The organism is Sphingobium soli, from assembly GCF_020782245.1.
Lineage (GTDB): Bacteria > Pseudomonadota > Alphaproteobacteria > Sphingomonadales > Sphingomonadaceae > Sphingobium > Sphingobium soli.
The window spans coordinates 147,888-155,267 of the sequence record NZ_JAJGNP010000008.1; the positions used below are offsets into that span (position 1 = coordinate 147,888).

Annotated in this window: 8 protein-coding genes; 4 read left to right on the top strand and 4 right to left on the bottom strand. The window is 61.5% G+C overall.

Going from position 1 to position 7,380, the window contains the following annotated elements:
- Positions 1-5: 5 nt before the first annotated feature.
- The gene (locus LL253_RS11740) at positions 6-794 is read right to left on the bottom strand and encodes an SDR family NAD(P)-dependent oxidoreductase (protein ID WP_228227271.1); all 789 of its coding nucleotides are present in this window, start codon (positions 792-794) and stop codon (positions 6-8) included.
- Between LL253_RS11740 and LL253_RS11745 the strand changes: the two genes are divergently transcribed.
- On the top strand, positions 793-1,455 hold the full coding sequence (locus LL253_RS11745; protein ID WP_228227290.1) for a TetR/AcrR family transcriptional regulator: 663 nt from the start codon (positions 793-795) through the stop codon (positions 1,453-1,455). The two genes, LL253_RS11740 and LL253_RS11745, sit on opposite strands and share 2 nt — an antisense overlap.
- A gap of 132 nt (positions 1,456-1,587) precedes the next feature.
- On the opposite strand, the gene LL253_RS11750 is transcribed toward LL253_RS11745, so the two are convergent.
- Positions 1,588-2,577: an AraC family transcriptional regulator gene (locus tag LL253_RS11750; protein WP_228227272.1), complete on the bottom strand. Its 990-nt coding sequence runs from the start codon at positions 2,575-2,577 to the stop codon at positions 1,588-1,590.
- Between the two features lie 83 nt (positions 2,578-2,660).
- On the opposite strand from LL253_RS11750, the gene LL253_RS11755 reads away from it, so the two are divergent.
- Genes LL253_RS11755 through LL253_RS11765 form a run of 3 tightly spaced genes read left to right on the top strand, consistent with a single transcriptional unit; the run spans position 2,661 to position 4,585 of the window.
- Positions 2,661-3,419: an SDR family NAD(P)-dependent oxidoreductase gene (locus LL253_RS11755; RefSeq protein WP_228227273.1), complete on the top strand. Its 759-nt coding sequence runs from the start codon at positions 2,661-2,663 to the stop codon at positions 3,417-3,419.
- A 28-nt stretch (positions 3,420-3,447) separates the two neighbouring features.
- Positions 3,448-4,122, top strand: coding sequence for a glutathione S-transferase family protein (locus LL253_RS11760; protein WP_228227274.1), 675 nt, complete (start codon positions 3,448-3,450; stop codon positions 4,120-4,122).
- A 28-nt stretch (positions 4,123-4,150) separates the two neighbouring features.
- The gene (locus LL253_RS11765) at positions 4,151-4,585 is read left to right on the top strand and encodes an isochorismatase family protein (protein ID WP_228227275.1); all 435 of its coding nucleotides are present in this window, start codon (positions 4,151-4,153) and stop codon (positions 4,583-4,585) included.
- Between the two features lie 480 nt (positions 4,586-5,065).
- Here the strand turns inward: LL253_RS11765 and pyk are convergent, their stop codons facing one another.
- Positions 5,066-6,322 (bottom strand): pyruvate kinase, encoded by a 1,257-nt coding sequence (gene pyk / locus LL253_RS11770; RefSeq protein ID WP_228227276.1) that lies wholly within the window; start codon positions 6,320-6,322, stop codon positions 5,066-5,068.
- A gap of 91 nt (positions 6,323-6,413) precedes the next feature.
- The gene (locus tag LL253_RS11775) at positions 6,414-7,259 is read right to left on the bottom strand and encodes a cytochrome P450 (protein WP_228227277.1); all 846 of its coding nucleotides are present in this window, start codon (positions 7,257-7,259) and stop codon (positions 6,414-6,416) included.
- Positions 7,260-7,380: the final 121 nt, after the last annotated feature.

A 7,380-nucleotide genomic window follows, 5' to 3' on the forward strand; every position in this document is an offset into this window, starting at 1 on the left:
GCTTCTCACGCGCTCGCCAGATAGTGATCGGCGGGCCGGGACTGCGCGAAACCGGGGATCATGGCCTGACGCGCGGCCTCGAAATCTGTCCATTGTCCCCCATCATGAAGTGGCGGGATCGTGACGATTTCGCGCCGGTCGAAGCCGACCAACGCCGCGTCCACCCGATCGTCCACCTCCATCACGCCTGAAAGGGTGTCGACATCGACGCCCGCATGTCCCCAGATTTCGGTGCGGGTCGCCGCCGGAAGCACAGCCTGGACATAGACGCCCTGGGAAGCGAGCTGGAGGCTCAACGCTTGTGAGAGGTGCAGCACGAAAGACTTGGTCGCGCCATAGACCGGCATGCCGAATTCCGGAGCAAGGCCGACCACGGAGCCAATATTCACGATCGCGCCTTCACCCGCTTGCGCAAGGCGGGGGGCGACGGCGTGGGCAAGGCGCACGAGTGCGGTCGTGTTGAGCGCCACCAGCCTGTCGATATCGTCAGCGGTTTGGTCGAGGAAGGTGCCCGCCAGGCTCGCCCCGGCATTGTTGATGAGGATTCCGATCCGCGCGTCGTCGCGCAGCCGCGCCTCGACCACTGCGCGCTCTGCCGGATCGACGAGATCGGCCGCCACGATGTCGATCGTAACGCCGGTGTCGCGCCGCAGACGGTCGGCCAGCGCCTCCATTCGCGCCGTGTTGCGAGCGACCAGCACCAAGTCATGACCACGGCGCGCGAAGCGCTCGGCATAGGCCGCTCCGATGCCAGTGGAGGCGCCGGTAATGAGGACGGTTGGCTTGTCGGTCATGGCATTGCCCTTTCGTAGCATCGAAACTATATTAATGATGAGTGTCATCATTGGACTTAAATATGATGGTCGTCATCAAAATGTCAATGCCGAGCGGAGACAGCGTGAAATGAAGGTAACCCAGGAGCAGAAGGCGCAGAACCGCACCCGCATCCTGACAGAGGCGGGACGGCTGTTTCGCGAGAAGGGTTTTGAAGCCGTGAGCGTCGCCGAAGTGATGAAGGCTGCCGGGATGACCCATGGCGGCTTCTACGGACATTTCCAGTCAAAGGACGACTTAGTCGCCCAGACCATCGCTCATGCCATCGGCAGCCAATCTGTGATCGATGACCTTGGAACCTGGATCGACACCTATCTCTCGCAACTCCATCGTGAGCATCCGGATCTGGGCTGCCCAATGGCTGCCCTTGCGGGGTTCATGCGGCAGCAGGCCCCAGAGGCACGCGCGTCCATGGCACAGGTCCTTGGCTCGCAGATCAACACGCTCACCGATGTCATGCCCGGTGTCGACGCTGCCCAGCGGCGCCGGGCGGCGATCGGGAGTTGGTCCGCGATGGTCGGCGCGCTCATCCTCTCCCGGTCGATCGATGACCCAGAGCTGTCGGCCGAAGTTTTGTCTGAGACGCGGGCATGGATCGGCGAGAAAACGATGCCCGACTAAGGCGGATGACGTTGCGCCTCTCGCTCCCAGAGAGGGTCAACGGGAAAGTCCCACGCCGAGGCTCACCACTTCGCGATGCCCCCGGTTCCCTTGAACAGTCTTGGAGCCAACAGCTTCGAAGTTGACGGCCGACTAATTGATCATTTGATTGTCGATTGACTGCCTGAGCTTGCGCACGTCGCGCGCGGGCGGCGCCCCGAACTGCCGTAGATATTCGCGGCTGAACTGGGAGGCGCTTTCATAGCCGACCGCATAGGCGACATCGGAGGCACTACGGTCGCCGGCGAGCAGCAATTGGCGCGCCTCCTGAAGGCGAATCTGCTTTTGATACTGGATTGGGCTCAGGCCGGTCAGCGCGACGAAGTGGCGATGCAGGCTTGCCCGGCTCATGCCGGCGGCTTCGCACAGCGCCTCGACCCGAAGCAGCCTGTTGCCATGGTCGCGAATCAACTCGACCGCGCGGCGGATGCCGCCGATTGCGCCTTCCGGGCGGGCGATGTGGCGCAACAGTCGGCCCTGTGGGCCTTGCAGGAGACGATAGAGCAATTCGCGTTCTGCCATCGGCGCGAGCCCCGGGATATCCGCAGGCGTGTCGAGCAACGCAAGCAGTCGCAGCAGCGTGTCGCGCAGCAGCGGCGTCATCAGATTGATCGCAATACCGCTGTCAGGCGTGTCCGCATCGCGCACCGCCGGCATCGTCGATGCGACCTCGGCGAGAAGCGCCGGGTCGAGGACCAACGAAACCGCCACATAAGGACTGCCGCCGTCAGCATCATGGATCTGCCCGCTCAAAGGCAGATCAAGTGCGCTGACCAGATACTGAGACGCATCGTAGCGCAGCAGTTCGTCGTGAATGGCCACCTCTTTCGATCCCTGCAGAATGAAGCAGATCATCGAGCGGTAGAGGCATGGTGACGTGCCCGAACTCGCTTGACCTACGCCGATTTCAAAGCGCGGGATTGGCGTCAGGGTCGTTCCGGTCCGGCCGTGGCGGAGCGCGAGATCGCGAAGGGGCTGCAGGTTTTCGGTCATGCCAAAGACTATGACACCAATCTTCACGTCCGCAAAGATCCTGAGACAATCAGGCAAGGAATTGAGAGCATCAGGCGGGGCGTCGGGCACACCGATCGCCTATTTGAATGGCAGCGAACGCGACGCCTCAGCGGCGTGCCGTCCGAAAAATCAAAACCACGAGGAACGTTGCAATGTCTCAGAAGATCGCAATCATTACGGGAGCCAGCCGCGGCCTCGGTCGCAACATGGCGCTGCACCTCGCAAGGCGCGGTGTGGGTGTCATCGGCACCTACCGAAACAGCGCTGCAGAAGCCCAGTCACTTATCGACGAGATCGAAACGTTGGGCGGAAAGGCAGCGATGCTGGCGCTCGATATCACCGACACGGCAAGCTTTCCAGACTTCGCGCAGACGGTCGCCGACACGCTGACGACGACCTTCGGCACCGACCAGTTCGACTATCTGGTCAATAACGGCGGTGAGGGCCTCTATACAATGCTCGCCGACGCGAGCGAGGACCAGTTCGACCAGATGGTCGACATGCACCTGCGCGGGCCGCTGTTCCTGACCCAGAAGCTGCTGCCGCTGATCGTCGACGGCGGGCGCATCCTGAACGTCTCCACCGCCTTTGTTCGCACGACGATGGCAGGCTATGGTCTCTATGCCGCTGCCAAAGCGGCACTTCAGACGCTGACGAAGTTCATGGCCGTCGAGCTGGGTCCACGCCAGATCCGCGTCAACGCGATCGCGCCGGGTGCCATCGCCACCGACTTTGGCGGCGGCCGGGTGCGCGACGACCAGCATATCAACGATTTTGTTGCCGGTACCATCGCGCTTGGCCGCGTCGGCCAGCCCGACGATATCGGTGGCGCGGTCGCCGCCATCCTGTCCGACGATCTCGGTTGGGCTACCGGCACAACGTTCGACGTATCGGGCGGCCAGTCGCTCTGATCCGTTTTCAACACATGAAGGTCCTGTCATGACAGAGCAAAACCTTACTCTCATCAGCCACCCGCTGTGCCCGTTCGTGCAGCGTGCCGTGATCGTCCTTCTCGAAAAGGGGGTGGCGTTCGACCGGGTCAATGTAGACCTGGCGGCCAAGCCCGACTGGTTTCTGGCCCTGTCGCCCACAGGCAAGGTGCCGGTGCTGAAGGTACGCCAGCCGCACGGTGAGGATGCGATCCTCTTCGAAAGCGTGGCAATCTGCGAATATCTGGACGAGACGCAAGGTGGCGCGGCGATGTACCCCGACAATGCATTGCTGCGCGCCCGGCACCGCGCCTGGATCGAATTCGCTACCCAGACCTTCACGGAGGGCTGGCAGTTCCTTCACGCCAAGGACATGGCGGCCGCCGACGCCAAGCGAGCGGCCTTCCGTGATCGGCTGAGCAAGGTCGAGGCGGAACTGGGCAACGGCCCCTATTTCGCTGGGCCGGATTTTGGTCTGATCGATGCGGTCTACGCTCCGCTGTTCGGCTATTTCGGGATCATCGACAGGCAAGTGGCGGACCCGATCTTTGCTGGCCTGCCACGTGTGACGGCGTGGCGCGCGGCGCTCGCCGAGCGATCCAGCGTCAAGAACGCCGCGATCGACACCTATCCCGACCTGTTTCGCGACCACCTGCGCCAGCAAGCCGCGATGATCGCCGCCTGAGCCTTATCACCATCCCAGGAGTTACCTCATGACCGACGCATCCAGGAGCGCGTTGATCCTGATCGAATATGTCAACGACTGGCTCTCCCCGACAGGCGGCATCTATCCGGCATTTCAGGACCGGGAGCAGGTCGACACCGCCGTCGCCAATTCGAAGATCATCCTCGAAGAGGCCCGCCATGTCGTCCGCGAGCGTGCCGGCGGCAGCAGCGTCTTCGTCGGCACCACGCTCGACGGTTATCTGCGCAACAACCGCATCGATGAGATCTACCTGTCGGGCTTTTCGCTGCGCCAGTGCGTTGAATCCTCGATGCGTAACGCGCACGACCTCGGCTACGACATCAACGTCATCTATGACGCGTCGGCCGGCTATACTCGCAAGCAGCAGGACAATTTCGTAACCGAAATCGCGCCCTTTTACGCTAACGCCATCACCGCTCAGGAGTTCGTAGCGCAAGTATGATCCGCCGCTGGCCGAACTCCGTCATGGAGCCGGGTTTCCGTGGGGCCATAGCCGAGGGGTTATGTCAGAATCCGGATGATAGTCGCACCGGGTAGTGGCGACGCATTTGAACGTGCCTTCTCAGTCCAGTCTGCCCCTAGGAACCGCGAAGTGCGTCCTATCAGTGAACGTGAGGAAGAGCGACATCCAGAATGCGAAGGGGTTCGCGCAGTTCGCCCGGACGGACTGGCTCAGGAATGCTGCTGACGAGCGCCTTCCACCTTCGAGGGCAACACGACCGCTTGTGCGGACGACCGGAGTGTCCGACTACTCTCAGCCGGGGATTGGCCCACACCCGATGCACGTGCCACATGGATCTTCAGCGCTACGTAGCGCCGGCGACCAGCATTACCCAACGCGAAACCGGCGGTATGATCGATCCGGGTCGAATACGGCGCTAGCACAGCGTCAGCGGTCAGGCGCTGACCCTACCCAGTCGGATCAGGCGGCGAACGTGGTCTCATGTGCCGACAAAGGAATCACGCGGATGCGATTCGTGGTGCCGGGCACGCCGAACGGGAAGCCGCAAACCACGACGATGCTGTGGTCGCTGTCCTGCAGGCCCAATTGCCAGGCAGCCTTTTCCGGGATGATCGGCACCGTATCATGGTTCGTGACCTCGGCATCGACCAGCGGGCGGATACCCCAGACCAGCGCCATGCGTCGTGCAATGGCGGTATTGGTCGTCAGTAGCGCCGTCGGCCGGGGGGAGCGGCGGGAGGCGATCCGGCGGCCGGATGCGCCGGTTGAGGAGAATACGACGATCGCAGGCGCCTTCAGCGCGTTTGCGAGGTCAACCGCAGCCGCGGCGATCGCTCGGTTGGAGGTGTCTGCCTCTGGCGCGGTTGCGCTCAAAGATGCGGCGTAGAACGGGTGCCCTTCGGTGCGCTGAATGATGCGGTCCATCATTGCAACCGGTTCTACCGGGAACTGGCCGGATGCCGTTTCCGCCGACAGCATCACCGCGTCCGCTCCGTCATAGACGGCAGTCGCCACATCCGATGCCTCGGCACGGGTCGGCGCAGGTGTAGTGATCATCGATTCTAGCATCTGCGTCGCAACGATCACCGGGCGGTCCAGTTGTCGGCACAGGCGGATGATCTCCTTCTGCCGGCCAGGCACGTCTTCTGGCGTGATTTCGCCCCCAAGATCGCCGCGCGCGATCATCACCGCATCGGCCTCTCCCACGATTTCCGACAGGCTGTCGAGTGCGGATGGCTTCTCGATCTTGGCGATCAGCCCGGCACGTCCTTGAATGAGCGCCTTGGCCTGGATCAGGCCCTTGGGCTGTTGGACAAAGGACAGGGCTAGCCAGTCCACGCCCACAGACAGGCCGAATTCAAGATCGACCCGATCCTTCGCTGTCAGCGCGGGCAGATCGACCACCGTGTCCGGCAGGTTGACTCCCTTGCGCTCCAGAGTGCGGCCGCCAGCCACAACCCGCGCCGTGATGGAGCTACTCTGGCACTCTTCCGCCTCGAGCCGTATCCGGCCGTCGTCGATCAGCAATTGATGGCTGGGTGCAATCGCCGCAAATATCTCCGGGTGGGGCAAGATGATCGTGCCGTCCGCGCCGTCGAGGGTCAGAACTACCCGGTCGCCTGGTTCGACCTGTCGCGGACCATCGTGCAGCGTGCCGACGCGAATCTTCGGTCCCTGAAGATCCTGCAAGATTCCCACCGGGCGGGCAACCGACATGAACAGGGTCCCGATGATGACGCATTCTTAACTGTGCATATTGCCTTTTAAAGGAGTTGCGTCCGTCAACGCTCCTCGGAGCAGGCAAAATCTACCAACGGACCGGCAAAGCGCGAAGCCCGTGAACCAATTGCTCGTTCTTGAACTCCAGGTCCTCGAACGGGATAGCGAGGCTCAGTGCAGGAAAGCGCTTGAAGAGCGTTCCGAACACGACCTCCAGTTCCATCCGAGCAAGAGACTGACCCAGGCATTGATGTATGCCAAACGAAAATGCCATGTGATTGGAAGCATCGCGTTCCACATTGAAGCAATCTGGATAAGAATAAACGTCTGGGTCGTGATTGGCCGCCGTTATCAAAGCGTAAACACCTTCTCCTTTCTTAACGGTGTGGCCACCTATCTCCACATCGGCAGTAGCCACCCTGGCAGAATTATATTGCACGATCGAATTGAAACGTAACATTTCGTCTACGGCGCGTGCCACGGATTCAGGCTGCGCCTTGAGCTTAGCCAATTGATCGGGGTTGCGAAGAAGCGTCACGATCCCCAAAGTAATCTGGTTGGTGGTCGTTTCATGCCCTGCGAGATAGAGCAGCGACACCATGCTGATCGCCGCCTGGTGGGAAAGGTGTCCTGGCAGGATTTGGTCGATGACGAGCCGGCTTAGCAAATCCTCTCCGTCGCCAGGATTTGCTTCCCGCTCTCGCAAAATCCGGTCGATGATGATGCCCATCTGCCGCGCGGCTTCAGCCGGCACGGAAGGGACGGCAGTAATGTCATTCTTCTGTGCGCCGAATGCTTCCATGTCCCGGTGATATTCGGCAGGCACGCCGAGCATCAAAGAGATCACGATGGATGGAAGCGGCCCGGCAAGCGCGGTGACCAGATCGGCAGGCTGCCCACCCACCTCGATCTTATCGAGCAGGTCGTCCAGCACGGACTGAACGCGAGGGCGAAGCTCCTGCATACGCTTGAATGTGATGTTGATTTCCACTGAGAAGTGACCCGGGTTTTCCATCGAGAAGTGACCCGTCTGCGGATTATGTTTCGGGTGTCAC

Bases quoted from the DNA above. Each gene is read 5' to 3' on its own strand.
- LL253_RS11745 (WP_228227290.1), top strand. From the start codon at position 793: ATGGCATTGCCCTTTCGTAGCATCGAAACTATATTAATGATGAGTGTC.
- LL253_RS11740 (WP_228227271.1), bottom strand. From the start codon at position 794: ATGACCGACAAGCCAACCGTCCTCATTACCGGCGCCTCCACTGGCATC.
- LL253_RS11755 (WP_228227273.1), top strand. From the start codon at position 2,661: ATGTCTCAGAAGATCGCAATCATTACGGGAGCCAGCCGCGGCCTCGGT.
- LL253_RS11760 (WP_228227274.1), top strand. From the start codon at position 3,448: ATGACAGAGCAAAACCTTACTCTCATCAGCCACCCGCTGTGCCCGTTC.
- LL253_RS11765 (WP_228227275.1), top strand. From the start codon at position 4,151: ATGACCGACGCATCCAGGAGCGCGTTGATCCTGATCGAATATGTCAAC.
- pyk (WP_228227276.1), bottom strand. From the start codon at position 6,322: ATGTCGGTTGCCCGCCCGGTGGGAATCTTGCAGGATCTTCAGGGACCG.